The organism is Sinomonas gamaensis (genome assembly GCF_005876955.1).
Classification (GTDB): domain Bacteria; phylum Actinomycetota; class Actinomycetes; order Actinomycetales; family Micrococcaceae; genus Sinomonas; species Sinomonas gamaensis.
In genome coordinates this window covers 117,265-142,153 of the sequence record NZ_SSCL01000002.1, presented here as the reverse complement: position 1 = coordinate 142,153, position 24,889 = coordinate 117,265, and the positions used below count along the sequence as shown (strand labels likewise).

Sequence of the window (24,889 nt, the reverse complement as noted above, 5' to 3'; positions counted from 1 at the left end):
TGATGCGAGGCATGGATCTCGCTTCCGCGGCGGCCAAGCTCTATGCGCTGCTGCCCTCCGAGTTCACGGCTGAGCGCAATCGGGCGGCCAAGGCCGCGCGCGCGGAGGGGAACTCGCTCCTGGCCAAGCAGATCGGGCGCCTGCCGAAGCCGTCGACGGCCGCGTGGGCCGTGAACATGCTCGCACTGCGCAAGCCGGACGAGGTTGCCCAAGTGCTCGAGCTGGGGGAGTCCCTCCGTCGAGCCCAGGAGGACTTGGACCCGGCCAGCATGCGCGAGCTGGGGCAGCAGCGGCACAAGGTGCTCGCCGCCGTCGTCCGCCAAGCACGGGCCCTCGCCACCGACCTTGGCGTCACGGTGAGCGACGCTGCGGCGACCGAGATGGAGGCGACGCTTCGCGCGGCGATGGCCGACCCGGACGCCGCCGACGCCGTGCGAAGCGGCCATCTGGTCCGCACCCTCGCGAGCAATGGGTTCGAGCCAGTCGACCTCTCCGGGGCTGTCGCGGTTCCGGGCGTGCTCTCGGAAGCGCCTCACAAGAGGGCGAAGAAAACCGCGGACGACGACGGCGAGCGCCGTGCGGAACAGGAGCGCCGTGCGGAACAGGAGCGCCGGGCGGAAGAAAGCCGTGCGGAAGAAAAGCGCCGTGAGCGAGAAGAAGCCCAGACCGAGGTCGACGAGGCCGAACGCGCGGTCCAGCAGGCCGAGGCGGAGCTCTCGGATGCCGAGCACCACCTCTCCGAGGTTGCCTCCCGAAGAAGCGAGCTGAATAAGGAATTGGGCGAGCTCCGCGCGAGGATATCCGAGCTCGAAGAGGAATTGACCGCCGTCGACCGCGAAGCAGGCTATGCCGAGCGAACGCGCAAGCTCGCCGCGCGGCTTGCCGAGCAGGAGCATTCCGCGGCGAGGCGCGCGCGGGAGAGGCTCGACCGCCTCTGAATTGGTCTTTGCCCGGCCAGTCGGAACGCGCCGAATACCTACGCACTACGCGCGATGAGGGGCTACTTACTGCCCGCGCCCGTAGTACCTGACCAGAATCCCGCCGCCTGGACCACCACTCGAATTGCCCGGGGCTAGGACTCGATTCGCCCAAGTCGCCTTTACCGCCTCCTTGGTGCCCCAAGACCTTTGAAGCACGACGCCGGAATAAGGGCCGGCCCGGATCAAAGGTCTCGCCAATGCCACCGACCCCAGAATTCAAACCCTCTCGAATTGCCGCATCGGCCGTCGTCGGCGGATTGCTGGTGGTCGGGGGGCTTTCTGTCGCAATTCCTGCCTCGTCGACGTCAACCGTTTCGCAGCACGAGTCCCCGGCTTCGAATCCCCCCGCACCAGACCTTCTCCAAGAGCATCAGGAGGTGGTTGCCACCGCCCGGGCCCGCACCGCCGAGGCGGTGAGCCTCAGGGCGGAGCAGGCGGCCCAGCTGCGCGCCGAGCAGGCCGCTGAGGCGGAGAGGCAAGCGGCGGCGGAACGTCAGGCGGAGGCGGACCGTCAGGCCGAGGCCCAACGTCAGGCAGAGGCAGCCCAGCAAGCGGAGGCGGCGGCAGCGCAGCAGGCCGAGCAGGCCCAGGCGGCGGCGCAGCAGGCCCAAGCCGCTGCGGCCCAGAAGGCTCAAGCCCCCGCGCCGGCGGCCGCCGCACAGCCGCAGGCCGCTGCTCCACCCGCCGCACCCACGGCCTACATCCCGGTCGTCGGGGCAGGTGGCCAATCCGCCGTCGACGCTTGCGCAGGGCCGGTGCGATTTACCCCCGTCACTGCGTCCGTCAGCATTGCGGAGCATGACTTCTGCGGCGGTTGGAGCCGGATGAGCTGGATTCAGCCCGGAACTGTCGTCACGGTCCAGGGGTACGGCACGTATACCGCCTTCCAGCGCATGGTGGTCCCTCAGGGCGCTGGCCAGAGTGTTCTCGCGGGATTCGCCGGAGGCTACCCGCCGATCTTCCTCCAGACATGCATCCCCGGCACCTCCCAGATGCTGCTCATCGGACTCCATTAGGCTCATCGACTCATGGTCGTCAAGGCCGGCTCCGCACGAGCGCTAATCCTGCTTCTCTGGCTGGCGCTTGTTGCGGCGCTGCCTGGCAGCGGCGCGGTCGGGGGTGCGGGTTCTGCAGGTCCCGCGGCCTTGCTCGATCTCCCGAGAATTCCCTGGGAAGGCGGGTCCGACTATTGGAAGAAGTTTCCCGTTGCCGATGCTGCGGGCTGGTCCGATCCGGCCTTCTTTCCGATCGTCGCCTGGTACAACGGGATCAGTTCCAATGACGAGGCGCAGTACGACAGGAGTCTCGGCATCAATACCTACATTGGAATGGATGCAGCTACCCCCTACAGCTTGTTTGCAGACAACGGGATGTTCTGGATCGGCCCGCCGCTCAATGACACGTTCACGACCTCCAGCCGGAACTGGGTCGGCGAATTCCTCGACGACGAGGTTGACGGCAGGTACTCGCCCCAGGGAGGGCGGGCTCACCTTCAGGAACTCTCGGACAAGGCAAAGGCAGATGGGCGCTTCGCGTACACCAACTACACGCAATCCGTGATCGCGAAGGACATGGCCGACCCCGACGCCAATGCCTACGTCAACGACTTCACCGACGTGGTCTCCGTGGACATGTATTGGTACACGGTCCCGTTCTGCAGCGGCTCGCCCTACCGGGAGAACTACCTGATCCCCATCCCTCAGCCCCAGTGCAGGACGGCGTCCAGCTACGGCAAGACGATGCAGATGCTCCGGCAGCGGGATGCGGCAGACGGGAAGCTCCAGCCGTTGTGGCAGTTCGTCGAGAATCTGAACGGCGGGCCGGGGGACCAGCCGTTCACTGCGGAAATCACGCCTGAACAGTTGGAGGGGGCGGTGATGAATTCGCTCATCCACGAGGCGCGGGGGATCGTCTATTTCAATCAGAGCCTGAGCGGCCCCTGCCAGGGCGGGAGCATCTTCAGGCAATCTCAGATCGAAGCCGGATTCTGCGCAGCGGACCAGGTCGCGGCCGTGAAGAAGATCGATTCGCTCATCAGGGACTTGGCGCCGGTGCTCAATACGCAGTCGTTCGACTATTCGTTCGGCGGCGGACTGGACACCATGCTCAAGCAGTACAACCACTCGATCTACATCTTTGCCATGACGGACGGCGCGTCCACGCCCGGGCCGCGAACCTTCACACTTCCGTCAGGGGTCCGAGGCCGCGCCGTCGAGGTGGTCGGCGAGGGCCGGAGCATTACGGCGTCCGCGAATGGCGTGTTTCGGGATGTGCTGGCGAATGAGAACAGCTTTCACGTGTATCGGGTCGACGAGTAGACGGAATGGTCAGGAATTGAGAAGCATGCGGCCGTGAGGCGCGGCTAGCATGACGACCATGAGCATCGCTACCAGGGTCGCCTCGGACTCGACCGCTCGACACGTCGCCGACACCCACGATGTAATCCGCGTCCACGGCGCCCGAGAGAACAATCTCAAAGACATCAGCGTCGAGATTCCAAAGCGTCGCCTGACGGTGTTCACGGGGGTCTCGGGATCGGGGAAGAGCTCGCTCGTGTTCGCCACGATCGCAGCCGAGTCGCAGCGCATGATCAATGAGACCTACAGCGCTTTCGTGCAGGGGTTCATGCCGACCCTGTCCCGCCCCGACGTCGACGTCCTCGAGGGCCTCACGACCGCGATCATCGTCGACCAGGAGCCAATGGGAGCCAACCCCCGCTCCACGGTAGGGACAGCCACCGACGCGAACGCGATGCTGCGGATCCTGTTCAGCCGTCTCGGCGAGCCCCGCATCGGATCCCCGAATGCCTACTCCTTCAACGTTCCTTCGGTGAAGGCCTCCGGAGCCATCACTGTGGAGCGCGGCGAGGGCAAGACCAAGACGGAAAAGGCGACGTTCCACCGCCTGGGGGGCATGTGTCCGCGGTGCGAGGGCATGGGCTCCGTCACGGACTTCGACCTCGCCGCGCTCTACGACGCGAGCAAGTCGTTGAGCGAAGGTGCCCTCTCGATTCCGGGCTACTCGATGGATGGGTGGTACGGCCGGATCTTCGCGGGGAGCGGCTTCTTCGACATGGACAAGCCGATAGGGAAATTCACCAAGCGGGAGCTGCACGACCTCCTCTACAAGGAGCCCACAAAGATCAAGGTCGAAGGCATCAACCTCACCTACGAAGGGCTCATTCCGAAGATTCAGAAGTCGATACTCTCGAAGGACCCGGAGGCGATGCAGCCGCATATCCGCGCCTTCGTTGACCGGGCGATCACCTTTACGACCTGTCCGGAATGCGAGGGGACACGTCTCAGCCCTGAGGCACGGTCGTCGAAAATCAACGGCAAGAGCATTGCGGATGCGTGTGCCATGCAGATTACCGACCTTGCGGAATGGGTCCGTGGAATCCGGGAACCCTCCGTTGCCCCTTTGATTGCCGGCCTCCAGCACCTTCTGGATTCGTTCGCGGAAATCGGCCTGGGATATCTCTCGCTCGATCGTCCATCGGGCACCCTGTCTGGGGGAGAGGCGCAGCGGACCAAGATGATCCGGCATCTCGGCTCCTCGTTGACTGACGTCACGTATGTCTTCGACGAACCCACGATTGGCCTTCACCCGCACGACATCGAGCGGATGAACGAGCTGCTTCTGCAGCTGAGGGACAAGGGCAACACCGTCTTGGTGGTCGAGCACAAGCCTGAGGCGATTGGCATCGCAGATCACGTGATTGACCTCGGACCCGGGGCCGGCACAGCGGGGGGAACGGTGTGCTTCGAGGGCACCGTCGAGGGATTGCGGGGGAGTGACACGTCCACGGGGCGGCACCTCGACGACCGGGCAACCCTCAAGGACGCCGTGCGCTCTTCGTCCCGGGCGCTTGAGGTGCGGGGTGCGTCAACCCACAACCTCCGCGACGTTGACCTCGACATCCCGCTTGGCGTGCTCGTCGTCGTCACCGGTGTGGCTGGTTCCGGCAAGAGCTCGCTGATCCATGGTTCGGTCGCAGGTCGCGACGGTGTTGTGGTCATCGACCAAACCGGGATCAGGGGCTCCCGACGGAGCAATCCGGCGACTTACACGGGCCTGCTCGAGCCGATCCGCAAGGCGTTCGCGAAGGCCAACGGCGTCAAGCCCGCATTGTTCAGTTCGAATTCGGAGGGCGCGTGCCCTGCCTGCAACGGGGCTGGGGTCATCTACACGGATCTGGGCGTGATGGCGACCGTCGAATCCACCTGTGAGGAGTGCGACGGCAAGAGATTCCAAGCGTCGGTGCTCGAGTACACCTTTGGCGGCAAGAACATCGCCGAAGTGCTTGGGATGCCCGTGGCAGAGGCGGAGAAGTTCTTCAGCGAGGGGGAGGCCCGTACCCCTGCCGCCCACAAGATCCTCGATCGCCTGGCCGACGTCGGCCTGGGCTACCTGACACTCGGCCAGCCCCTCACCACCCTCTCGGGAGGCGAGCGCCAGCGCCTCAAGCTCGCTGCGCAGATGGCCGAGAAGGGCGAGGTCTACATTCTCGACGAACCCACAACAGGGCTGCATCTCGCGGATGTCGAGCAGCTCCTGGGACTTCTGGACCGCCTCGTGGACTCGGGCAAGTCAGTCATCGTCATCGAGCACCATCAGGCGGTGATGGCGCACGCCGACTGGATCATCGACCTCGGTCCCGGAGCAGGGCACGACGGCGGCCGAGTTGTTTTCGAGGGCACGCCGGCTGATCTTGTGGCTGGCCGGAGCACCCTGACAGGAAAGCACCTGGCCGACTACGTGGGCCGCTGAGGCGAGCGCAGGTCACGCCGTTGCGTACCGTCCTGAACGTACAGCGCGGGCACGAGCCTTGGCGGCTTCTTCCTCGCGGTTCTTGGGCGGCGTCGTCGCGACCATGTCGTCGAGCAGATGCTGAGTGATGTGGGCGATTTCGTGGACCGCCCGTTCGAACGCATCCTGGTTTGCCTTCGACGGCTTGGTCGTCCCAGCGATCTTGCGCACATACTGCAGTGCGGCGGCATGGACTTCCTCCGACGTGGCAGCTGGCTCGAAGTTATGGAGCGTGTGGATGTTCCGGCACATGCCTCGACGATACGCTCCAGCCCGCAGCCAATTCGAGCTTCCAGAAGCCGATCGCTAAGCGCCGATAATCTACATTATGTCAACTAAAGAAAAGAGGGGGCTCTCCCGACGATGTTGATCTACTCCATGAGCACCTCGGTGGACGGCTACATCAACGACCGGAAAGGCTCCTTCGACTGGACAGCCCCCAGCGAAGAGGAATTCCGCGTCCACCTCGAGGAGGTTGGGGGCCTCGGGTGCTATCTGTGCGGCCGCCGGCTCTACGAGACGATGCTGCCGTGGGAATCTGATCCCTCGATGCGCAGCAATGAGCTGTTCGCCGAGTTCGCAGATGTCTGGGTGGCACTGCCCAAGGTCGTCTTCAACCGCAGCATGAGCAGAGTCCAAGGCAACGCCCGCCTGGCTGAGGCCTCGGTCGCCGAGGAGGTCGAGGCTGCCCTCGCGGCAACCGACAAGGGCGTCTCGATCGGCGGCGCAAGCCTTGCTGCTGAGGCGATCGAGCTCGGCCTCGTGGACGAATTCCACATCTTCCGCAGGCCCATCGTCGTCGGCGGCGGTACGCCTTTCTTCCCGCCGGTCAGGACGGACATTGGGCTGGATCTGCTCGAGACCAGGACGTTCGCCTCCCGCGTGATCTACGAACGCTACAGTCGCGCTCAGCCCCTCCCCTCTTGATGACATGGAAATGGGCCGGCCCGAGTTCACAGCTCGGACCGACCCATGTTCCTTTCGAAATGTCAGGCTGCCATGCGGCGCCGAAGCCTGCCGAGCAGTCGGCGCAAGAGCCTGGACACCTGCATTTGACTGACGCCCAGTTCCTTCGCGATCTCTTCCTGCGTCAGCTCCTTGACGAAGCGGAGGTGCAGCAGCCGCTTGTCCTGCTCCGAGGCGTCCATGAGCGCGTCATTCAGAGCCTGCATGGATTCCACGTGCTCGTAGCCAGCGTCCTCCGTTGACACGACCACGCTGAGACGGCGGGCCTCCGGGTCGTCGGGCGAGTCGCCGTGTTCGATGGAGTCCGGAACCATGGAGGCATCGGCAATCTGCGCCTCGGCCACGTCTTCGACGCAGACGCAGAGCTCACGGCTGAGTTCCCGGGTGCTGGGCTCATGTCCCAGGCGCTGCGCCAAGCGTGGTCGTACTGCGTTCACCTTGAGCCTGAGTTCCTGCACCCCGCGCGGCGGTCGGACGATCCATGACTGGTCGCGGAGATACCGCTTGATCTCCCCTGTGATGGTCGGCACGGCATAGGGGACAAAGCCGTGTCCGAGGCCGGTCCGGTATCTCCGTGCGGCCTTCATCAGACCGAGCCGCGCAACTTGCCGCAGGTCGTCTGGATCGTGGCCCGGGCATCGAAAACGCCGGGCTAGGGCGTCAGCGACGCCGAGGTATTCGACTGCCAAATCGCCTGCTGCGCTGGCGCGGGCCATGGTGGCCGAGGAGGCCGCTTCGTCGGTTGCGGTCGCGAGACCCTCGAGAGGCCAGTCGCCGTCGGGCTGAGGTCGGTCCGATTGTCCTTGGTGCGCGTTTGGCTCTGCCGTGGTGACAGACCGTTCGTGAACACTTTCCATCGCGTGAGTCTCCTCCTCGCTGGGGTCGGAAGTCTGACTGTTCAGCGCTCGATCCGGGTGTCCCTACCTCCTCGGGCGTACGACGACGGTCCGCGGCTTGCTCCACGGCGAATGCCGTTCTGGAATGCGAAGGATGGAGAGGGCGCAAGGCGGTCTGCCGCAGCGCATTGACGCTGCGTGTCCGCCGATGCCCCGGCCCTGTGCATCTTCGCCATATTTTGGACGCTACAGCTAGACAGAACGTTCTGTCCAGAGATGGGGGAAGCTGTGATCAATCCGTGGGCACCGGTCACCAATCCATAACGGCCCGCGGCTGCGAAGATGGAGCATGGGCTCACGCGCAGTTCTCCCCCGCCGGCGCACGGCCGCTATTGCGCTGACTGCTGGTCCGACCGCCGTCGGCCTCGGCGTCGTGGCGCACATCCTCGGCGGCGGAATTGCGCCACCGGCAACCGTGATCCTCGCTCTGACCGCCCTGGTGAGCCTTCTCGCCGCAGGCCTGAGCCGGCTGCGCCTGCCGCCTTGGACGGTCGGGGTAGCGAGCGGAGCAGCTCAGCAGGCTCTGCATCTGGCGCTGACTGCCCTCGCTGGCCTTGGCGGCCCGCTCTTTCCTGCAACCACCCACGTTCACGGAAACTCCTCCCCCCAGCTCCAGATGACGGGGCTCCAGCCAATAGCCGGCGTCGACCTCCACGTCCTGGTCGTGACCCACGTGGGAGCCGCGGTGTTGTGTGCCGTCATGGTGATTCTGGCCGTGAAGTGGGCAGCCAAGCCGCGACGCCGACGTCACGCCTCATCCGGACTGGAGCTCGCGTAGCCGCGCCTCCAAGAAGGCCCTCTCCCCCGGACCAGGGGCATGCCGGGCCGCCTCGGCGTACTCCTTGACGGCCTCGTCGACCCGGCCAAGCCGCCGGAGCAGGTCGGCTCGGACGGCGTGGAAGACGTGGTACCCGCCGAGCGCCAGCCCATCCACGACGCCGAGCCCCGCCGCGGCACCCTCGACCTCGGCGAGGGCCACGGCACGGTTGAGCTCTACGACCGGCCCCGGCGAGATCCGCGAGAGCATGCCGTACAGACGGAGAATTCTGGGCCAGTCCGTCGCCGAGGCCGAGGGCGCCGTGCTGTGCACTGCTTGAATGGCCGCCTGAATCTGGTAAGGCCCCAGCTGACCGCGCTGAAGGCAATGGTGAACGATGGCCAAGCCCTCCGAGATGAGCTCCGCGTCCCAGCGGCTGCGGTCCTGCTCTGCCAACGGCACCAAAATGCCGGCATCGCCGGCGCGGGCCGCCTGACGCGACTCCGACAGCAGCATGAGGGCCAAGAGCCCCTGCACCTCCGGTTCCCCCGGCAGGAGCCGGTCCAGCAGCCTCGCCAGTCGGACCGCCTCGGCGCACAGGTCCGTGCGCGCTCTGGGGCTCCCCAAGCCAGCGGAATAGCCTTCGTTGTAGATGAGATAGACGACGGCGAGCACTCCCGCGAGCCTCTCCGGCAGCTCTGCGGCGGCCGGGACCCGATACGGGATCCCGGCATCGCGAATCTTTGCCTTCGCGCGGGAGATGCGCTGCCCCATCGTCGTCTCGCTCACGAGGAATGCCGCGGCGATCTGCGGCGTCGAGAGCCCTCCCAGAACGCGCAGCGCCAATGCCACTCGCGCCGGCATCGCGAGGGCCGGATGGCAGCAAGCGAACAGCAGCTTCAGCCGGTCATCGCCGAAGTCATGCCCCGGAAGGTCGTCGGCGGCCATCTCCGCGGCATGCAGGAGGGCGGCTTCTGCCTCCTTCCCGCCGCGCGCTGCCTCTCTCCGGAAACGGTCGACGGCGCGGTGCCGCGCCGTCGTGATGATCCATGCGGCGGGCTGCTCGGGAAATCCCTCTCGGGGCCAGCGCTCTGCCGCAGCCGCAAAGGCCTCCTGGACGGCGTCCTCGGCGAGGTCGAGGTCGCGCGTCGTCCGCAGCAGGACGGACACGGCGCGGCCATATTCCTCGCGGAATACCGCCGCGACGGCGTCCGCAGGGATCATGCGGACCCGCTCACCGTCTCGTCCTGTGGCACGGAGGCGAAGGCCCGCACCTCGATGGGGAGACCGGTGATCTCGGCAAGCCGACGGCCCCAGGCAAGCGCGGCATCGAGGTCGGGCGCCTCAACGATCTCGAAACCCCCGAGGTGCTCCTTGCCCTCGAGGTACGGGCCGTCGGTGACGAGCACCTCGTTCCCGGTGTGCCTGAGCACTGTCGCCGACGAAGGATCAGTGAGCCCATTGCCGAACACCCAGGCGCCCGCGGCCCGGAGGTCCGCATTGAACTCCGCGATCTTCTCCATCACGGGGCCGAGCACCTCTGGCGGAGGCACTACGCCGTCGGGCTGGTACATGCTGATCAGATACTGTGTCATGGCCGTTCGCCTTCCTGTTCTGTGGGAGCCGGAGTGACTCTCGCCTACTGGACGATCGGGTGCGCCGTTTTTCGACAAGCAATCTATGCGGCGGCGGCCTCAAGATCTGCGATCACGATCTTCTGCATCCGGAGCATCGCCTGCATGGCGCGGCCCGAGCGTCCGGGGTCGGGATCCCGGAGGAGCTCCATCAGCCGGATGGGCACGATCTGCCACGAGAATCCGAAGCGGTCCTTGAGCCACCCGCATTGGCTTTCCTCGCCGCCATCTGCCGTGAGCGCGTTCCAATAGTGGTCTACTTCAGCCTGGTCTTGGCAGAGCACCTGCAGCGAGACTGCCTCGTCGAAGGTGAACTCGGGCCCGCCGTTCAACGCCACGAAGGGCTTGCCGTCCAGCTCGAACTCTGCCGTGATGACGGTCCCCGCGGGACGGGGGCCAGCGTCTCCGTAGTAGTCCACACGTGTGACCTTCGAGTTGGGGAAGACCGAAACATAGAAGTTGGCCGCCTCTTCGGCCTCGGTGTCGAACCAGAGACAGGGGACGATGTCCGGCATGGCAGATCCTCCGGGGTCGGTCACGGTCAGGGTGCTAGGGATTCTTCCCCTTCCGGCACCGTGAGTGAAGGCCCTGCGGCCCTAGTCCACGTACGCTTGACCGGTGACCACCGATATTTCCCCCTCAGTCCGCCGCGCCCGCGCTTCGATCCTCGCCCTCGCGGGGGACGCCGTCGTCGTTCTGGTGTTCGCAGCGATGGGGCGCGGCTTCCACGGCGAAGCCAATCCTGTCCTCGGCGTGCTGGCCACTGCGTGGCCCTTCGGGGTCGGCTTGATTGTCGCCTGGGCGACTCCGCTCGTACGACGGCGGCCCCTCGCAGTCTGGCCTGCAGGCCTCCTCGTGTGGCTCGCCACCTATGCAGTGGGCATGCTCCTCCGAGGGCTCACTGGACAGGGCCTCGCGGGACCGTTCCTCGTCGTGGCACTGACCGTCCTCGGCGTGGCGCTGCTCGGATGGCGCGCGATCGCGCTCCTCGTCCGGCGGGTGGCTGGGCGCTCCTAGAGCGGCGAACTTATAGGGTGGGTTCAGCAGGGCGCGACGACCGATCGGAGAACCATGATCACCGCATTTGTCTTCATCCGGACCCAATCGAACAAGATCCCCGAGGCTGCAGAGAAGATCTCCGCGCTTCCGGGCATCAGCGAGGTCTACTCCGTTACCGGCGAGTGGGATCTCATTGCGATTGCCCGGGTGCAGCAGCACGAGGACCTCGCGGACGTCGTCGCAGATCACCTTTCGAAGGTGGACGGTGTCGTGGAGACCACCACCCACATCGCGTTCAGGGCGTACTCCCGGCATGATCTCGAGGCAGCGTTCTCGATCGGCCTCGAGTAGCCTCAGGGTCGCCCGATAGTTTCAGGATTGGCTGAACTCCACCCACGCCTGAAGTGCGCGCGAGGCAGCACCGGAGTCGATCGCTTCCTCGGCACGCAGCTTGGCTGCGGCCAGCCGGTCCAGCAATGAACCTTCGGCGCTCTGATCGAAGGCGACAAGCCCAGCGGCAGCGTTGAGGACGACGGCGTCCCTCACGGGGCCCTTCTCCCCCGCCAGGACGTTGCGCACCACGCCAGCGTTGTGCTGGGCGTCGCCGCCGCGCAGATCCTCGAGCGAGGCCCGGGAGATGTCGAGGTCCAGGGGGTCGAGCTCGGACTCGACGACGGCGCCGTTCCGCACTTCCCAGATCCGCGACGTAGTGGTGACCGTGAGTTCGTCGAGGCCGTCATCGCCGCGAAAGACGAGCCCGCGGCTCCCCCGGTCGGCCAGGACGCCCGCGATCAAGGGGGCCATACGGGGATCGGCCGAGCCGACCGCGGAGGCCTGGACGCGTGCGGGGTTTGTCAGCGGGCCCAAGATGTTGAAGGCGGTGGGGATGGCCAGCTCCCGGCGCGGAACGGCCGTGTAGCGGAAGGACGGGTGGAACACCTGGGCAAAGCAGAACGTGATCCCGCAGGCCTCCGCCGACGCAGCCACCCGGTCGACGCTCATGTCCAGCCGGACGCCGAGAGCCTCGAGCACATCCGCGGAACCAGCCGACGAGGAGGCTGCGCGGTTCCCGTGCTTCACCACGCGGGCGCCTGCACCCGCGAGCACCAGGGCAGCCGTGCTCGAGATGTTGACCGTGTTCTGCTGGTCGCCGCCCGTGCCGACGATGTCGAGCTTCTCCCCCGGAATGGTGATCGGAGTCGCGCGTTCGACCATGGTCTCTACCAGCCCGGCGAGCTCGTCCACGGTCTCGCCCTTGGCCCGCAGGCCAACGAGGAACCCTGCGATCTGGGAGTCCGTCGCGTTGCCGGCCATGATCGTGTCCATGGCCCACGCGGTCTGCTCCTTCGAGAGATCCCCGCCCTTGACGAGTGATCCGATGAGGGCGCGCCAGCTGTGGAGGGGGTTCGCTGCGGGATCCTGAGTGGTCACCCCCTGATGCTATCGACCCCTCGCGTGCCCGGCGAACGTGTGACCGGGACCGTCCTTCCCCGGAATTTCGAGGGTTTGTAGAAAAAGTTCCCGGAAGAGGCGGTTCGCGTTGGGCGAACCCGTCTTTTGTAGACATAATGTCCTTGTGACGACAGCGACTCATGCCCCGACAACCCCGGCACATCCCACGCTGAACCGCCCCAATATGGTCTCCGTCGGGACCGTTGTGTGGCTCTCGAGCGAGCTGATGTTCTTCGCCGGACTCTTTGCCATGTACTTCTCCCTTCGTGCGGCCGGCCAGGTCTCCCTGGGCGGAGGTTCGACAGAGGGCCTATGGGCCATGGAGACGGCGAAGCTGAACTTCCCGTTCGCGCTCGTGAACACGATCGTGCTCGTCGCGAGCTCGTTCACGTGCCAGATGGGTGTGTTCGCTGCGGAGCGGCTTCAGCCGCGGCGGGGCGGCGGGCTGTTCCAGTTCGCGCGCTGGGGCATGACCGAGTGGTTCGTCCTGACGTTCCTCATGGGGGCCTTCTTCGTCGCGGGGCAGGCTACCGAGTACACGATGCTCGTCTCCGAGCACGTCTCGCTGTCCTCCAACGCGTACGGCTCGGCCTTCTACATCACGACCGGCTTCCACGGCCTCCACGTCATCGGCGGGCTCATCGCGTTCCTCTTCATCATCGGGCGCGCCTTCGCCGCAAAGCGCTTCGGCCACTTCGAAGCGACATCGGCCATCGTCACGTCGTACTACTGGCACTTCGTCGACGTGGTGTGGATCGGGCTCTTCCTGGTCATCTACGTCCTCAGGTAGTACCGGCTGCGGCGGGCAGCAGAACTTTTTGACATCGCGATCGCGCGCTCATTGGGGTCGCGGACAGACGGATAGGAACGATTACGTGAAGGCACTCTCCCAGAAGCGGCGGCATCCGCTAGCAGTGGTGGCACTGCTGGTCATGGGCCTCCTGCTGACCGGCCTCCTCTACGCGGTGGCAACCTCGGCCAACAAGGCCAAGGCGGACACCGGCTTCTCGGCATCGGATGTGAGCGAAGGGCAGAAGCTGTTCGTCGCGAACTGTGCCACCTGCCACGGCATGGGCGCTCAGGGCTCGGCGTCGGGGCCGTCGCTCGTGGGCGTGGGCGCCGCCGCCGTCGACTTCCAGGTCGGCACGGGCCGCATGCCGATGCAGATGCAGGGCCCGCAGGCCCAGCGGAAGCCGGAGCAGTTCAACGAGGACCAGACGCGCCAGCTGGCTGCCTATGTCGCCTCGCTTGGCGCTGGCCCCTCCCTGCCTGATCAGGCAATGCTGGATGGCCAGGGTGACGCGACCCACGGTGGCGAGCTCTTCCGTGTGAACTGCGCGATGTGCCACAACGCAGCTGCCGCGGGCGGTGCGCTCACTCGCGGAAAGTTCGCGCCGTCGCTGGCTGGCGTGTCCGCCCAGCACATCTACGAGGCGATGGAGACCGGTCCCCAGAACATGCCGGTGTTCAGCGACGCCAACATCTCCCCCGAGGGCAAGCGCGACATCATCACCTACCTCCAGACCATCGAGAAGCAGGGCTCCCCGGGTGGCGCTGATCTTGGTGGCCTCGGCCCCGTCTCCGAAGGCCTCTTCATGTGGGTCGCTGGACTCGGCATCATCATCGCCTTCACGATCTGGCTGACATCGCGGACTTCTTGACAGGGCCTGCAGCACTCGTTTCGCCGCCCAGTACAAGCAATCTGGACAGCGGCACATCTGATTTGAACATCTGCCCCCGGCAAGCGGGGCACAGGAAGGATGAGGGGAATTATGGGCAACCCTAGTGACGGCGCCCCACAGCAAGGGGGCACCGTAGCTACGGCTGGTCAGGCTGGAGGGCAGTTCGAGGATCCGGGACTCCCGCCTCACCGCCCGCGCCTGGCTGACACCGACCCCAGAGCCGCCAAGCGAGCGGAGCGCCAGGTCACGTGGCTGTTCATCATCTCGGTGATCGGCACCATCGTGTTCCTCGTCTCCTACTTCGCCATCGACCTCGGACCGACGTCGACCGTTGACGCGATCAGGACCCAGAACATCCTGCTCGGCCTCAGCACGGCGTTCGCGATGCTCGGCATTGGTACTGGCATCGTGCACTGGGCCAAGGCGCTCATGCCCGACCATGAGGTCTCGGAGGCGCGTCACGAGCTTCGGAGCGAGAAGGACCGCGAAGCCGCCGTCAAGATCGTTGACGACATCATCGAGGAGACGGGCATCAAGCGCCGTCCTCTGATTCGCAACACCCTCATCGGAGCCCTCGCGCTCGCCCCGCTGCCGGCACTCGCCGTCTTCGGCGACCTCGGCCCGAACGCGAACGACAAGCTCCGCCACACCATGTGGGCCCCCAATGCGCAGACCGGCAAGAAGGTCCGCCTGACCCGTGACCCCGACGGAACTCCGATCAAGGCCGCAGACGTCACGATTGGATCGGCGTACCACGTGATCCCCGAGGGTCTGAACGACCTGCACGAGGGCAAGCTCAATGAGAAGGCCAAATCGGTCGTCCTCCTCATGCGCCTCAACCCCCAGGACCTGCACGTGTCCCCAGGACGCGAGAACTGGGGCTACAACGGCATCGTTGCCTACTCGAAGATCTGCACCCACGTCGGCTGCCCTGTGGCGCTGTACGAGCAGCAGACCCATCACCTCCTGTGCCCGTGCCACCAGTCGACGTTCGACTTGACGAACGAGTGCCAGGTGATCTTCGGCCCGGCGAGCCGCCCGCTCCCCCAGTTGCCGATCGAAGTCGATTCCGAGGGCTACCTTGTGGCCACGTCCGACTTCCACGAACCTGTTGGACCGAGCTACTGGGAGCGTGAGTACTCGTGAGCGACACCACCACCGCATACCAAGCACCGACCAAGGTCGGGCGCATCGCCGAGTATGTCGATCAGCGGACGGGTCTCTCGACCGTCACCCGCGAGTTCGGCCGCAAGGTCTTCCCCGACCACTGGTCGTTCATGTTCGGCGAGGTCGCGCTCTACAGCTTCATCATCCTGCTGCTGTCGGGCACCTTCCTCACCTTCTTCTTCAACCCGTCGATGGCCGAGACGACCTACGACGGTGCGTACATCCCCATGCGCGGGATGGACATGTCGGTCGCCTACCAGTCGTCCCTCCACATTTCGTTCGAGGTGCGCGGCGGCCTGTTCATGCGCCAGCTGCATCACTGGGCGGCTCTGCTGTTCGTCGCGGCGATGTCGGTGCACATGCTCCGTGTCTTCTTCACGGGCGCGTTCCGCAAGCCGCGTGAGATGAACTGGGTGATCGGTGGCGTCCTGCTCATTATGGGGATGGCCGCCGGGTTCACCGGCTACTCGCTCCCGGACGACCTGCTTTCCGGCAACGGCCTCCGCATCATCGACGGCGTCATCATGGCGATCCCGGTGATCGGAACCTGGATCTCGATGTTCCTCTTCGGCGGCGAGTTCCCCGGCGACGCGATTATCGGTCGCCTCTACGTTCTGCACATCCTGCTGATTCCCGCGATGATCCTGGGCCTTGTGGCCCTGCACCTGATCTTCGTTGTGGTGCACAAGCACACGCAGTACCCCGGCCCGGGCCGCAATGACCGCAACGTCGTCGGCTACCCGCTGGGTCCGGTGTACGCGGCGAAGGCCGGCGGCTTCTTCTTCATCGTGTTCGGCGTGCTGGCCGCCATCGCTGCTGCCTTCACGATCAACCCGATTTGGAACTACGGTCCCTATGACCCGTCGCCGGTGTCGGCCGGTACCCAGCCTGACTGGTACATCGGCTGGGTGGACGGTGCCCTGCGCCTCATGCCGGGTGTGCTTGGCGACATCAACGGCTACCGCCAGCACTTCGAGTTCGTGCTCTTCGGGCAGACGCTGTCCCTGAACATCCTGCTTCCGGCCCTGGTTCCCGCGGGCATCGTATTCACAGTCCTGTTCATCTACCCCTGGGTGGAGCGCTGGATCACGAAGGATGACCGCGAGCACCACGTGCTCGATCGCCCGAGGAATGCGCCGACGCGAACCGCGATCGGCATGGCCGGGTTCACGTTCTACTGCGTCATGTGGGCGGCCGCCAGCTCCGACCTGATCGCAACGCACTTCCACGTGTCGTTGAACGATGTGACGTACTGGCTGCGTGCGCTCTTCTTCGTGGGTCCGATCATCGCCTTCGTCGTGACGAAGCGCATCGCTCTGGGCCTTCAGCGGAAGGACCGCGAGATCGCGCTCCATGGCCGCGAGACTGGACGCATCGTCCGACTCCCCCACGGCGAGTTCATCGAAGTCCACGCCCCGCTCGATGAGTACAAGCGCTACCGGCTTGTGGCCTTCGACTCCCCCGGAGTGCTGCCGGCGCAGCCGAACGGGAAGGGTGTTGTGGACCGCAAGGAACGCCGTCGCGCGAAGCTGTCGAAGTGGTACTTCGAGGATCGTGTTGCCCCGGTGAGCGTTGCCGAGCTCGAGGCGGCACACGGTCACGGTCATCACGAGGCCATCGAGGCCGCGCCGACGTCTGCCGGTCACTGATCAGGCTGGCAAACGCAGACAGAGAGGCCCCGCAGCGGAAAAACGCTGCGGGGCCTCTCTGTCTCTGTGAAGCTCTGTGCTTGCTTGGAAGGAGCCCTGAGAGCCGCGTGGAGCCGCTCTCCTAGCCCGTGAAGCGCTTGGTCGAGTAGGAACGCGGGGTGCGCGCTCCGGGACGCTGGAGAGGCACCCACAGCTTGTAGCGGTCGGCTCGGTAATACGAGACCGAATAGTCGACCATGGCTTTGGCCACGTAGGCGTGCCGCTGGATCTTGAGAAGCGGTGATCCCATGTCCACCTTGAGGAGGCGCGCGATCGAAGGGGATGCCGCTGTAGCCTCGATCATGTCCTCGCCCCACTCCATGACGAGACCGTAGCGTTCGCTGAGGACCTGATAGAGCGAGGTAGGCGGCGGTCCGTCGGTGAATCCCGGGACGCGATGGGCCACGATGTAGTTCTCATCCACGCTCATGGGCTCCTGGTCGGCGAGGAGCAGTCGCCGGAACCTGACAACGGCCGTCCCCTCCTCCACTTGCAGTTCACGGGCGAGGTGGGCCGAGGCGCCGATCTCCTCGAAGCTGAGCACTTTCGCGTCGGGCACCATCCCCCGCCGCTGCATCTCCTCGCTGTACGAGGTCAGTTTCATCTGGAGATCCAGTTTGGGGCGGCTCACGAACGTTCCGAGCCCCACGATGCGGTCCAGTACCCCCTCGGCGACGAGGGCGTCAATCGACTGGCGGACCGTCATGCGAGCCAAGCCGAACCGGTGCGCGAGATCCCGTTCGGACGGCAGAGGTGCGCCGGGGGTCAACTTTGTCTGAATGTGTTCCCGCAGCAGCTCACGGAGCTGCACATACATTGCCGTCTTCGAGGTCCGGTCGAGCTTCCCGACGATGCTGTCGGCGTCTTCCACTCGTGTGCCTCCTGATCCAGTGCTACCTATTGAAGGCTACACGTTTTCGCACGTCAGGCTCTGGCCCGGAATGCGCCAAGGGCCCGGCATCGTGACGATGCCGGGCCCTTGGCGGGACGCTTGGTTGGACCTCAGTGCGCGTGGTCTCCACGGCTGTACTCGAAGACCCAGCCGACGAGGGCGACGATGCCGATGCCCGCGCCGATGAAGAAGATCCACCAGCCGACTGCGATGCCGAGGACCGCGGTGGCAGCAGCGGTGCCCAGCACGAGCGGCCACCAGCTCCAGGGGCTGAAGTGGCCCTGCTCGCCGGCGCCCTCGTGGATCTCGGCGTCCTCACGATCCTCAGGACGGGCTCCCACGCGACGAGCGGTGACGCCGAGGTACGAACCGATCATGCCAGCCAGGCCGCCCACGAGGAGCATGCCCATGATGCCGACCCACTCCGACCAGTGGGTGAGGAACCCATAGACGATGGCCACCGGGATGAAGAAGAAGACTCCGGTTCCGAAGAGCCAGGATTCGATTTTCACTTAGTGGGTTTCCTTACGGTCGGCGGTGACTGCTGCGGCTGCCTGAGAGTGCTGCACGATGCCGGCCACCGAGAGCTCCGGGTGGTGGAGGTCAAGCGCGGGCCGCTCCGAACGGATGCGGGGCAGCGACGTGAAGTTGTGGCGCGGCGGCGGGCAGGACGTGGCCCACTCGAGTGAGGCGCCGAAGCCCCACGGATCGTCGACCAGAACTCGCTTGCCGCTCCGAGCCGTGATGTAGACGTTCCAGAAGAACGGGATCAGCGACGCACCGAGGATGAACGAGGAGATCGTCGAGAACTGGTTCATCCAGGTGAAGCCATCCTGCGGCAGGTAGTCCGCGTAGCGGCGCGGCATGCCCATGACGCCCAGCCAGTGCTGGATGAGGAACGTGCCGTGGAAGCCCACGAGGAGCATCCAGAAGTGGATCTTGCCGAGGCGCTCGTTCAGCATCTTGCCTGTCCACTTGGGCCACCAGAAGTAGAAGCCCGCGAACATGGCGAACACGACGGTGCCGAAGACGACGTAGTGGAAGTGGGCAACCACGAAGTACGTGTCCGAGACGTGGAAGTCGAGCGGAGGCGAGGCCAGGATGATGCCGGTCAGGCCGCCGAAGAGGAAGGTGATGAGGAAGCCGAGGCTCCACAGCATGGGGGTCTCGAAGGTGAGCGAGCCCCGCCACATCGTTCCGATCCAGTTGAAGAACTTCACGCCGGTCGGGACGGCGATGAGCATCGTCATGAACGAGAAGAACGGAAGGAGCACCGCGCCCGTGACGTACATGTGGTGGGCCCACACGGTGACCGAAAGGGCCGCGATGGCGATCGTCGCGAAGACGAGGCCCTTGTAGCCGAAGATCGGCTTGCGGCTGAAGACCGGGAAGATCTCCGACACGATGCCGAAGAACGGCAGCGCGATGATGTACACCTCTGGGTGGCCGAAGAACCAGAAGAGGTGCTGCCAGAGGACGGCGCCGCCGTTCTCAGGATCGAAGATGTGTGCACCGAAGCGGCGGTCGGCGCCGAGGCCGAAGAGGGCGGCGGCGAGCGGCGGGAACGCCATGAGGACGAGGATCGACGTGATCAGGGCGTTCCACGTGAAGATCGGCATGCGCCACATGGTCATACCCGGCGCGCGCATGCAGATGATCGTGGTGATGAAGTTGACGGCACCGAGAATTGTGCCGAAACCGGAGAGGCCCAGTCCGAAGACCCAGAGGTCTCCGCCCACACCGGGCGTGAATGTGGTGTTCGAGAGGGGCGCGTAGGCGAACCATCCGAAGGATGCAGCACCCTGCGGGGTGATGAAGCCGGCCGTGGCGATGGTCGAGCCGAACAGGAAGAACCAGAATGCGAGGGCGTTCAGTCGGGGGAAGGCAACGTCCGGTGCGCCGATCTGGAGCGGCATGATGACGTTCGTGAAGCCGGCGAAGAGCGGCGTCGCGAACATCAGGAGCATGACCGTGCCGTGCATCGTGAAGAGCTGGTTGTACTGCTCTTTGGTCTGCAGGATCTGCATGCCGGGCTCGAAGAGCTCGGCACGGATCAGCAGCGCCATGACGCCGCCCAGGCAGAAGAACACGAACGAAGCGATCAGGTACATGTACCCGATGGTCTTGTGGTCGGTCGAGGTGATCCAGTTGACGACGATGCGCCCCTTGGACCTCGGCACGACCGGTGCGTTGATGGCCCCGGCTGTGGGCGACTGTGTATAGGTAGCCACGTTATTCCCTACTTCTGGATCAGATCCGGGTTGCGGTCATACTGGGCGTCGAGAAGCCCCTTCGGCAGGCCCGCGAGGTGCGCCTGGAATTCTGCCTCGGAGACAACCTTCACGCGGAACAGCATCTCCGAGTGGTATTCGCCGCAGAGCTCGGCGCACTTGCCCTCGTACGTGCCTTCCTTCTGCGGAGTGAAGTACATGGTGTTCGGGTGGCCCGGAATCATGTCCCGCTTCTGGAGGAAGGCGGGCACCCAGAACGAGTGGATGACGTCACGGGACGTCAGCTCGACCGTCACGCTCTTGTTGACGGGGAGGTACAGCGTCGGGAGGTTGTTCAGGTCGATGGGCGTGCCGTTGAGGTGGGCCTGAGTGCCGGCCTCGTAGGCGTTCTCCTTGACGATCCCGCCCTGCTTGTAGTTGAAGTCCCAGGACCACTGCTTGCCGACCACGTTGATGGTGACGTCCGGGTTCGCGTTGGGATTGTCGATCGCGCGCTGGTCGCGGTCCGTGAAGTAGAAGAAGACCACGACGAGGAAGAGCGGGATGGCCGTGTAGAAGATCTCGAGCGGCAGGTTGTAGCTCGTCTGCCGGGGGAAGCCCACGGTGCCCTTGCGGCGGCGGTAGGCCACGATGCACCACAGGATCAGGCCCCACGTCACCGCACCGACGGTCATTGCCGCGATCCACGAGTTGACCCAGAGGTCGGTGATCATTCCCGTGTTGCTCGTCGTGTCCCGCGACCCCGGCAGCCAGCCGTTCTGCACCTGACTTGTACATCCAGACAGTGCAAGCGCTCCTGCAACGGCAACTGCAGCTACCGCGATATTCCGAGTGCGCTGGCTGCTGGTTCGGTTCTGCGACCTCACAGACGGCCCTTCCTCTTGATGCGTCGGCCGGGCTCTCACGTCCACGGTTCTCCCGCAGAAATCCGCGCCCCGGCGGCATAGTTTTACTACTCGGTGTAGAGCTTACAGCTAACCCAAAGGAATCGCCCACATGTGGCCACAGCACGTCGGCCGTGCCTTCCGGCCCTCGAATGAGGGGCACGGAAGACACGGCCGACGTGGGGCGGAAGACCCGTCAGTGGAACGAGTCTCCGCACGCGCACGAACCCTGCGCGTTGGGGTTGTCGATGGTGAAGCCCTGCTTCGAGATGGTGTCTTCGAAGTCGATGGTGGCGCCAGCCAGATACGGCACGCTCATCTTGTCCACGACCACCTCGACGCCGTCGAAATCGCGCACGGCGTCCCCGTCCAAGAGGCGCTCGTCGAAGTAGAGCTGGTAGATGAGGCCGGAGCAGCCGCCGGGCTGGACAGCGACGCGCAGGCGGAGGTCCATGCGGCCTTCCTGCTCGAGCAGGCTGCGGACCTTGCCGGCCGCGACGTCGGTGAGGGTCACCTCGTGGGTGCCGAGGGCCTCGGTGGACTCGTTGGTTGCAGTGCTCATTCCATAACCTTCCCTCCACGGCCCGCGCCGCTGAGTGCTGTTGGGCGACCGCACCGCGGCCACCCCTCGTTCCATGCTAAGGCGACCCCCGTCGTGGACGCTAACGTTCCGTCATCGACAGCCCGGCCAGCATGAGGGCTTCCGCCACGATGGCCCGTCTGAACTCGTCGACGTGCACCGACTCGTTCGAGCTGTGCGCGCGCGTGTCCGGATCCTCGACGCCGGTGATCAGGACCTCCGCCTCGGGGAATACCGCCTTCAAATGTGCAACAAACGGAATGGAGCCTCCCATTCCCATCTGCACGGGTTCGGTCTGCCACGCGGCGCGCAGGGCATCGAGGGCCAGCCGGGCAGCGGGACTGGAGGTGTCTGCGAGATACGGGTTGCCGCTCTCCCCCGGCGCGAAGTCCACGCGGGCGCCGAAGGGAGTGTGTGCCTCGACATGGCGCCGGACCGCTTCCATGGCGGCGGCCGGGTTCTGCCCCGGAGCGATGCGCAGGCTGAACTTCGCCCTCGCCGTCGGGTGGATCGTGTTGGACGAGACGGCGATCGCGGGCACGTCCATGCCGATGATGGAGAGGGCCGGACGAGACCAGAGACGTGCGGCGATGCTGCCGCTCCCGGCGAGCTGGACGCCGTCGAGCATGCCCGCGTCCGCGCGGAACTGCTCCTCGGGATAGTCCACGGCGGGGTCGTCCCCGACGACCAGTCCCTGCACGGCGACGTTGCCCTCGTCGTCGTGGAAGGTCGAAATGAGGCGCGCGAGGAGCGTGGGAGCATCCAGGATCGGTCCTCCATACACCCCGGAGTGCAGGGCGTGGTCGAGGATCGTGAGGGTGATCGTGCCGTCGACGAGCCCGCGGAGGCTGGTTGTCAGCGCCGGAACGCCGATCGCCCAGTTTCCGGAGTCTGCTACCACAATCACGTCGGAGGCGAGCTGCTCCCGATAGGTTTCCAGGAATGTGCGGAAGCTCGGTGAGCCAGCTTCCTCCTCGCCCTCGATGAAGAGCGTCACGCCGACCCCGTCCGCCTCTCCGAGGACCTCGCGGAGCGCCCGCCACGCGGCGAAGTGGACCACCAGGCCGGCCTTGTCGTCGGCCGCTCCCCTGCCGTAGAGCCGGCCGTCCCGGACGACTGGTTCGAAGGGGGCGGACTCCCAGAGCGTGGCGTCTCCGGGGGGCTGAACGTCGTGGTGGGCGTAGAGCAGGACCGTGGGCTTGCCCGGCGCCGCTGGATGGCGGGCGACGACGGCGGGTCCCCCGGGCGCGCCGTCGGGTCGCGGGGCCCTCAGGATCTGGACGTCGTCGAAGCCGGACGCCTGCGCCAGCGCGGAGACGGCATGTGCGCTTCGCTCGAGCTCCTCAGGAGGGAACGCCTCCCACGCGATTCCCGGGATCGCAACCAGAGTGGCAAGGTCCCCCAGCGTGTCGTGGAAGCGGCGGTCCACAGCAGACTGGAGGCGCTCGGCGAGATCGGACTCGACGGGGGGGAGTTCTGAAATCATGGCTTCACAGTACAAGCCGGCGCGGAGGGCGACAATGGCGCAGCGAGGCGATCGGTTCGGGACCGATGCGCAGGCCGGTTGGCTATCCTTGAGTGGTGTTTGGACGAAAGAACGAGCCCGCGGCCGAGAGCGCCGGGCAGCCTGAGGAGCAGCCGACTTCCCCCCTTGTCGGCAAGGGAGCGCCGACCCCACGGCGCAAGGACCAGGAGGCGGCCCGCCGTCGTCCTCTCGTCCCCACGGACCGCAAGGCGTCGAAGGCAGCGGAGCGCCAGGCTGCCGCGGACGAGCGGGCTCGGGTGCGGCGCGCACTCGAGACCGGCGACGAGCGGCACCTCCCCTTCAAGGACCGGGGCCCGCAGAAGCGCTTTGCCCGAGACGTCGTCGATGCCCGCTTCAACGTCGGCGAGTACCTCATGTTCGCTGCGCTCGTGTTCGTGGTCATCTCGTTCGTCGTCCCGCAGGTCAGCGACGCGCAGGTCTATATCCTCGCGGCGTTCTGGATCGTCTTCATCCTCGTCATCCTCGACACGTTCTGGCTGTCCCGCCAGCTCAAGAAGCGCCTGACGGCCAAGTTCGGCGAAGTGGAGCGCGGCACCGTGTGGTACGGCTCGATGCGCGCGCTCCAGTTCCGGCCGCTACGGCTGCCGAAGCCCCAGGTCAGCCGCGGGCAGTACCCGTCGTGACAAATCCGGCCGCGGCAAGCCCACGATTGACCGCGGCCGCCCAAAACGGACCCTCGTAGAGGAACGCCGTGTACCCCTGGACAAGGCTCGCCCCCGCGGCGAGCCTTTCCTGTACGTCGCCCGCGGTCTCGACGCCGCCGACGGAAATGAGGACAAGCCGATCCCCGGCAATCTCGGCGAGTCGACGCAGTACCTCCAGCGAGCGGGCCTTGAGCGGGGCGCCTGAAAGCCCGCCTGCGCCGCAGGCCTCGACCGTCTCGGAGTCGCTGACGAGCCCCTCCCGGCCGATGGTCGTGTTGGTCGCAATGATGCCCTCGAGCCCCAGATCGAGCGCAAGGCGCGCAACGCCGTCGAGATCGGCGTCCGCGAGATCCGGCGCGATCTTGACGAGGAGCGGAACGCGGCGGCCGGTGGCCGCCGTCGACTCCTCGCGCACCGCCTCGAGGAGCGGCCGGAGAGTCTCGACGCTCTGGAGCAGCCGCAGGCCCGGAGTGTTCGGGGAGCTGACGTTCACCACGAGGTAGTCGGCGTAGGGTGCGAGGGTGCGGGCGCTGATCCGGTAGTCGTCCGCCGCCTCCTCCAGTGGAACCACCTTGGTCTTCCCGATATTGACGCCGATGACGGGGCGGTGCGCGCCGTACTTCCGCTCCAGGGAGGCCCGAGCGGCGGCGAGCCGGGGAGCAACGGCGGTGGCGCCGTCGTTGTTGAATCCCATGCGGTTCACCACTGCGCGGTCCTTGATGAGCCGGAACAGGCGGGGCTTGGGGTTGCCGGGCTGCGCCTGTCCCGTGATCGTGCCGACCTCCACGTGGCCGAAGCCGAGCTCGGCGAGGGCCTCGATGCCCTTGCCCTCCTTGTCGAAGCCGGCGGCGAGCCCGAAGGGCGACGGAAATTCGACGCCGAACGCGGTGGTGCGCAACGACGGCGCCGGTGCGGTCGCGCGCTCCAGGACCTTGCCCAAGCCCGCTGCGTGCACGGCCCGGATCGCGGTGAAGCCGATCCGATGGGCGCGCTCGGCGTCCATCCACGAGAAGGCGGCACGGAAGAACAGGGGGTAGAAGCGCATGGATCAAGTGTCGCCTAGGCTCACAGGAGTCGACAAA

The 24,889-nt window shown here is 65.8% G+C and carries 26 protein-coding genes; 13 read left to right on the top strand and 13 right to left on the bottom strand.

Going from position 1 to position 24,889, the window contains the following annotated elements; all coding sequences use genetic code 11:
• Positions 1 to 11 precede the first annotated feature (11 nt).
• The 4 genes from E5679_RS03170 to E5679_RS03155 all read left to right on the top strand — a co-directional run bounded on the left by E5679_RS03170 (position 12) and on the right by E5679_RS03155 (position 5,750).
• Positions 12 to 938, top strand: coding sequence for a hypothetical protein (locus tag E5679_RS03170; RefSeq protein ID WP_138413641.1), 927 nt, complete (start codon positions 12 to 14; stop codon positions 936 to 938).
• Between the two features lie 419 nt (positions 939 to 1,357).
• Entirely contained in the window at positions 1,358 to 1,996 is a 639-nt protein-coding gene (locus E5679_RS03165) for a hypothetical protein (protein ID WP_138413640.1), read from the top strand.
• A gap of 12 nt (positions 1,997 to 2,008) precedes the next feature.
• Positions 2,009 to 3,298, top strand: a complete 1,290-nt coding sequence (locus E5679_RS03160) for a hypothetical protein (protein ID WP_138413639.1) — start codon at positions 2,009 to 2,011, stop codon at positions 3,296 to 3,298.
• A 58-nt stretch (positions 3,299 to 3,356) separates the two neighbouring features.
• Complete coding sequence (locus E5679_RS03155; RefSeq protein WP_138413638.1) at positions 3,357 to 5,750, top strand: ATP-binding cassette domain-containing protein; 2,394 nt, start codon at positions 3,357 to 3,359, stop codon at positions 5,748 to 5,750.
• Positions 5,751 to 5,762: 12 nt separating this feature from the next.
• Here E5679_RS03155 and E5679_RS03150 read toward each other — a convergent pair whose 3' ends face one another.
• The gene (locus E5679_RS03150; RefSeq protein ID WP_138413637.1) at positions 5,763 to 6,041 is read right to left on the bottom strand and encodes a DUF2277 domain-containing protein; all 279 of its coding nucleotides are present in this window, start codon (positions 6,039 to 6,041) and stop codon (positions 5,763 to 5,765) included.
• A gap of 126 nt (positions 6,042 to 6,167) precedes the next feature.
• Between E5679_RS03150 and E5679_RS03145 the strand changes: the two genes are divergently transcribed.
• Positions 6,168 to 6,716 carry a dihydrofolate reductase family protein gene (locus tag E5679_RS03145; protein WP_249335921.1) on the top strand — a complete coding sequence of 183 codons (549 nt, stop codon included), beginning with the start codon at positions 6,168 to 6,170 and terminating at the stop codon, positions 6,714 to 6,716.
• Positions 6,717 to 6,778: 62 nt separating this feature from the next.
• On the opposite strand, the gene E5679_RS03140 is transcribed toward E5679_RS03145, so the two are convergent.
• A complete protein-coding gene (locus E5679_RS03140; RefSeq protein ID WP_249335954.1) occupies positions 6,779 to 7,471 on the bottom strand; it encodes a sigma-70 family RNA polymerase sigma factor in 693 nt (230 codons plus the stop codon).
• Between the two features lie 469 nt (positions 7,472 to 7,940).
• On the opposite strand from E5679_RS03140, the gene E5679_RS03135 reads away from it, so the two are divergent.
• The gene (locus E5679_RS03135; protein ID WP_138413634.1) at positions 7,941 to 8,429 is read left to right on the top strand and encodes a hypothetical protein; all 489 of its coding nucleotides are present in this window, start codon (positions 7,941 to 7,943) and stop codon (positions 8,427 to 8,429) included.
• On the opposite strand, the gene E5679_RS03130 is transcribed toward E5679_RS03135, so the two are convergent.
• The 3 genes from E5679_RS03130 to E5679_RS03120 all read right to left on the bottom strand — a co-directional run bounded on the left by E5679_RS03130 (position 8,406) and on the right by E5679_RS03120 (position 10,557).
• Positions 8,406 to 9,632: an RNA polymerase sigma factor gene (locus tag E5679_RS03130; RefSeq protein WP_138413633.1), complete on the bottom strand. Its 1,227-nt coding sequence runs from the start codon at positions 9,630 to 9,632 to the stop codon at positions 8,406 to 8,408. The two genes, E5679_RS03135 and E5679_RS03130, sit on opposite strands and share 24 nt — an antisense overlap.
• Positions 9,629 to 10,003: a YciI family protein gene (locus E5679_RS03125; RefSeq protein WP_138413632.1), complete on the bottom strand. Its 375-nt coding sequence runs from the start codon at positions 10,001 to 10,003 to the stop codon at positions 9,629 to 9,631. The genes E5679_RS03130 and E5679_RS03125 overlap by 4 nt, the downstream gene beginning before the upstream one ends.
• 83 nt (positions 10,004 to 10,086) lie before the next feature.
• Positions 10,087 to 10,557 carry a VOC family protein gene (locus tag E5679_RS03120; RefSeq protein ID WP_138413631.1) on the bottom strand — a complete coding sequence of 157 codons (471 nt, stop codon included), beginning with the start codon at positions 10,555 to 10,557 and terminating at the stop codon, positions 10,087 to 10,089.
• Between the two features lie 103 nt (positions 10,558 to 10,660).
• On the opposite strand from E5679_RS03120, the gene E5679_RS03115 reads away from it, so the two are divergent.
• Together E5679_RS03115 and E5679_RS03110 are read left to right on the top strand one after the other, a co-directional pair.
• Entirely contained in the window at positions 10,661 to 11,059 is a 399-nt protein-coding gene (locus tag E5679_RS03115) for a DUF3054 domain-containing protein (protein WP_249335920.1), read from the top strand.
• 54 nt (positions 11,060 to 11,113) lie between these two features.
• Positions 11,114 to 11,392, top strand: coding sequence for an Lrp/AsnC family transcriptional regulator (locus tag E5679_RS03110; protein WP_138413630.1), 279 nt, complete (start codon positions 11,114 to 11,116; stop codon positions 11,390 to 11,392).
• A gap of 21 nt (positions 11,393 to 11,413) precedes the next feature.
• Here the strand turns inward: E5679_RS03110 and trpD are convergent, their stop codons facing one another.
• Positions 11,414 to 12,472, bottom strand: coding sequence for an anthranilate phosphoribosyltransferase (gene trpD, locus E5679_RS03105; RefSeq protein WP_138413629.1), 1,059 nt, complete (start codon positions 12,470 to 12,472; stop codon positions 11,414 to 11,416).
• Between the two features lie 145 nt (positions 12,473 to 12,617).
• On the opposite strand from trpD, the gene ctaE reads away from it, so the two are divergent.
• From ctaE to qcrB, 4 genes are all read left to right on the top strand, one after another.
• Positions 12,618 to 13,283: an aa3-type cytochrome oxidase subunit III gene (gene ctaE / locus E5679_RS03100; RefSeq protein ID WP_171042232.1), complete on the top strand. Its 666-nt coding sequence runs from the start codon at positions 12,618 to 12,620 to the stop codon at positions 13,281 to 13,283.
• Positions 13,284 to 13,368: 85 nt separating this feature from the next.
• The gene (gene qcrC, locus E5679_RS03095; RefSeq protein WP_138413628.1) at positions 13,369 to 14,154 is read left to right on the top strand and encodes a cytochrome bc1 complex diheme cytochrome c subunit; all 786 of its coding nucleotides are present in this window, start codon (positions 13,369 to 13,371) and stop codon (positions 14,152 to 14,154) included.
• Positions 14,155 to 14,265: 111 nt separating this feature from the next.
• Positions 14,266 to 15,321 carry a cytochrome bc1 complex Rieske iron-sulfur subunit gene (gene qcrA, locus E5679_RS03090; protein ID WP_138413627.1) on the top strand — a complete coding sequence of 352 codons (1,056 nt, stop codon included), beginning with the start codon at positions 14,266 to 14,268 and terminating at the stop codon, positions 15,319 to 15,321.
• Entirely contained in the window at positions 15,318 to 16,991 is a 1,674-nt protein-coding gene (qcrB, locus tag E5679_RS03085) for a cytochrome bc1 complex cytochrome b subunit (protein WP_138413626.1), read from the top strand. The genes qcrA and qcrB overlap by 4 nt, the downstream gene beginning before the upstream one ends.
• Positions 16,992 to 17,112: 121 nt before the next feature.
• On the opposite strand, the gene E5679_RS03080 is transcribed toward qcrB, so the two are convergent.
• From E5679_RS03080 to E5679_RS03055, 6 genes are all read right to left on the bottom strand, one after another.
• Positions 17,113 to 17,847 carry a GntR family transcriptional regulator gene (locus E5679_RS03080; protein ID WP_138413924.1) on the bottom strand — a complete coding sequence of 245 codons (735 nt, stop codon included), beginning with the start codon at positions 17,845 to 17,847 and terminating at the stop codon, positions 17,113 to 17,115.
• A 185-nt stretch (positions 17,848 to 18,032) separates the two neighbouring features.
• The gene (locus tag E5679_RS03075) at positions 18,033 to 18,434 is read right to left on the bottom strand and encodes a cytochrome c oxidase subunit 4 (protein WP_138413625.1); all 402 of its coding nucleotides are present in this window, start codon (positions 18,432 to 18,434) and stop codon (positions 18,033 to 18,035) included.
• Positions 18,435 to 20,153 carry an aa3-type cytochrome oxidase subunit I gene (gene ctaD, locus E5679_RS03070; RefSeq protein ID WP_138413624.1) on the bottom strand — a complete coding sequence of 573 codons (1,719 nt, stop codon included), beginning with the start codon at positions 20,151 to 20,153 and terminating at the stop codon, positions 18,435 to 18,437. It lies immediately after the preceding gene.
• An 8-nt stretch (positions 20,154 to 20,161) separates the two neighbouring features.
• Positions 20,162 to 21,019, bottom strand: coding sequence for an aa3-type cytochrome oxidase subunit II (ctaC, locus tag E5679_RS03065; RefSeq protein ID WP_138413623.1), 858 nt, complete (start codon positions 21,017 to 21,019; stop codon positions 20,162 to 20,164).
• 214 nt (positions 21,020 to 21,233) lie between these two features.
• Positions 21,234 to 21,599, bottom strand: coding sequence for a HesB/IscA family protein (locus E5679_RS03060; protein ID WP_138413622.1), 366 nt, complete (start codon positions 21,597 to 21,599; stop codon positions 21,234 to 21,236).
• A 100-nt stretch (positions 21,600 to 21,699) separates the two neighbouring features.
• Positions 21,700 to 23,103, bottom strand: a complete 1,404-nt coding sequence (locus E5679_RS03055) for a dipeptidase (RefSeq protein WP_138413621.1) — start codon at positions 23,101 to 23,103, stop codon at positions 21,700 to 21,702.
• 95 nt (positions 23,104 to 23,198) lie between these two features.
• On the opposite strand from E5679_RS03055, the gene E5679_RS03050 reads away from it, so the two are divergent.
• Positions 23,199 to 23,786: a DUF3043 domain-containing protein gene (locus E5679_RS03050; RefSeq protein WP_138413620.1), complete on the top strand. Its 588-nt coding sequence runs from the start codon at positions 23,199 to 23,201 to the stop codon at positions 23,784 to 23,786.
• Here the strand turns inward: E5679_RS03050 and E5679_RS03045 are convergent.
• Entirely contained in the window at positions 23,761 to 24,852 is a 1,092-nt protein-coding gene (locus E5679_RS03045) for a quinone-dependent dihydroorotate dehydrogenase (protein ID WP_138413619.1), read from the bottom strand. The two genes, E5679_RS03050 and E5679_RS03045, sit on opposite strands and share 26 nt — an antisense overlap.
• Between the last annotated feature and the right edge of the window lie 37 nt (positions 24,853 to 24,889).

What these genes read in the sequence shown, in the direction of transcription:
- E5679_RS03170 (WP_138413641.1), top strand. Translation starts at nt 12, where the DNA reads ATGGATCTCGCTTCCGCGGCGGCCAAGCTCTATGCGCTGCTGCCCTCC.
- E5679_RS03160 (WP_138413639.1), top strand. Translation starts at nt 2,009, where the DNA reads ATGGTCGTCAAGGCCGGCTCCGCACGAGCGCTAATCCTGCTTCTCTGG.
- E5679_RS03155 (WP_138413638.1), top strand. Translation starts at nt 3,357, where the DNA reads ATGAGCATCGCTACCAGGGTCGCCTCGGACTCGACCGCTCGACACGTC.
- E5679_RS03150 (WP_138413637.1), bottom strand. Translation starts at nt 6,041, where the DNA reads ATGTGCCGGAACATCCACACGCTCCATAACTTCGAGCCAGCTGCCACG.
- E5679_RS03145 (WP_249335921.1), top strand. Translation starts at nt 6,168, where the DNA reads ATGAGCACCTCGGTGGACGGCTACATCAACGACCGGAAAGGCTCCTTC.
- E5679_RS03140 (WP_249335954.1), bottom strand. Translation starts at nt 7,471, where the DNA reads ATGGCCCGCGCCAGCGCAGCAGGCGATTTGGCAGTCGAATACCTCGGC.
- E5679_RS03135 (WP_138413634.1), top strand. Translation starts at nt 7,941, where the DNA reads ATGGGCTCACGCGCAGTTCTCCCCCGCCGGCGCACGGCCGCTATTGCG.
- E5679_RS03130 (WP_138413633.1), bottom strand. Translation starts at nt 9,632, where the DNA reads ATGATCCCTGCGGACGCCGTCGCGGCGGTATTCCGCGAGGAATATGGC.
- E5679_RS03125 (WP_138413632.1), bottom strand. Translation starts at nt 10,003, where the DNA reads ATGACACAGTATCTGATCAGCATGTACCAGCCCGACGGCGTAGTGCCT.
- E5679_RS03120 (WP_138413631.1), bottom strand. Translation starts at nt 10,557, where the DNA reads ATGCCGGACATCGTCCCCTGTCTCTGGTTCGACACCGAGGCCGAAGAG.
- E5679_RS03110 (WP_138413630.1), top strand. Translation starts at nt 11,114, where the DNA reads ATGATCACCGCATTTGTCTTCATCCGGACCCAATCGAACAAGATCCCC.
- qcrA (WP_138413627.1), top strand. Translation starts at nt 14,266, where the DNA reads ATGGGCAACCCTAGTGACGGCGCCCCACAGCAAGGGGGCACCGTAGCT.
- E5679_RS03080 (WP_138413924.1), bottom strand. Translation starts at nt 17,847, where the DNA reads ATGTATGTGCAGCTCCGTGAGCTGCTGCGGGAACACATTCAGACAAAG.
- E5679_RS03060 (WP_138413622.1), bottom strand. Translation starts at nt 21,599, where the DNA reads ATGAGCACTGCAACCAACGAGTCCACCGAGGCCCTCGGCACCCACGAG.
- E5679_RS03055 (WP_138413621.1), bottom strand. Translation starts at nt 23,103, where the DNA reads ATGATTTCAGAACTCCCCCCCGTCGAGTCCGATCTCGCCGAGCGCCTC.
- E5679_RS03045 (WP_138413619.1), bottom strand. Translation starts at nt 24,852, where the DNA reads ATGCGCTTCTACCCCCTGTTCTTCCGTGCCGCCTTCTCGTGGATGGAC.